Source organism: Mesorhizobium sp. M7A.F.Ca.CA.003.01.2.1 (assembly GCF_003998945.1).
Classification (GTDB): Bacteria; Pseudomonadota; Alphaproteobacteria; order Rhizobiales; family Rhizobiaceae; genus Mesorhizobium; species Mesorhizobium ciceri.
Genome location: NZ_RZRA01001684.1, coordinates 1 through 440, shown reverse-complemented (window position 1 = coordinate 440; position 440 = coordinate 1). Strand labels below are relative to the sequence as shown.

The following is a 440-nucleotide window of genomic DNA, read 5'->3' as shown; positions in this document are numbered from 1 at the left end:
CCGGAGATCTGCACCGCGACATCTTCGAGCCGTGCCGCTTCGTCCTGCGTCAGCCCACCCGGACCCAGTCCGAGTGCGGCAATAAGTCCGCGATGCACGATCAAATCGGCATAGCGGCGGATCGGCGAGGTGAAATGGGCGTAGCGGCGGAGGTTGAGACCGAAATGGCCGATGTTCTTTGGCGAGTATTCGGCCTGGCTCTGCGAGCGCAGCACCACTTCGTTGACAAGGCCTTCATTGTCGGCGCCGCGCACGCGCTCCAAAATGCCGTTGAACTGGCTTGGCTGCATCTGCGCGCCGCGCGCCAGTGACAGGCCCAATGTCTGCAGGAACTCGCGCAGCGATTCCTGCTTGGCGAGCGACGGCGCGTCGTGGACGCGATAGACCAGCTCCTGCTTCTTCGCCTCCAGCGTCTCGGCCGCGGCGACATTGGCCTGGAT

At 64.1% G+C, this 440-nt stretch carries 1 protein-coding gene; it reads right to left on the bottom strand.

The genetic code is table 11. The features are described from left to right. Positions 1 to 440: RNB domain-containing ribonuclease (locus EN969_RS34935; RefSeq protein ID WP_127419985.1), on the bottom strand; the 440-nt coding region annotated here is incomplete at both ends.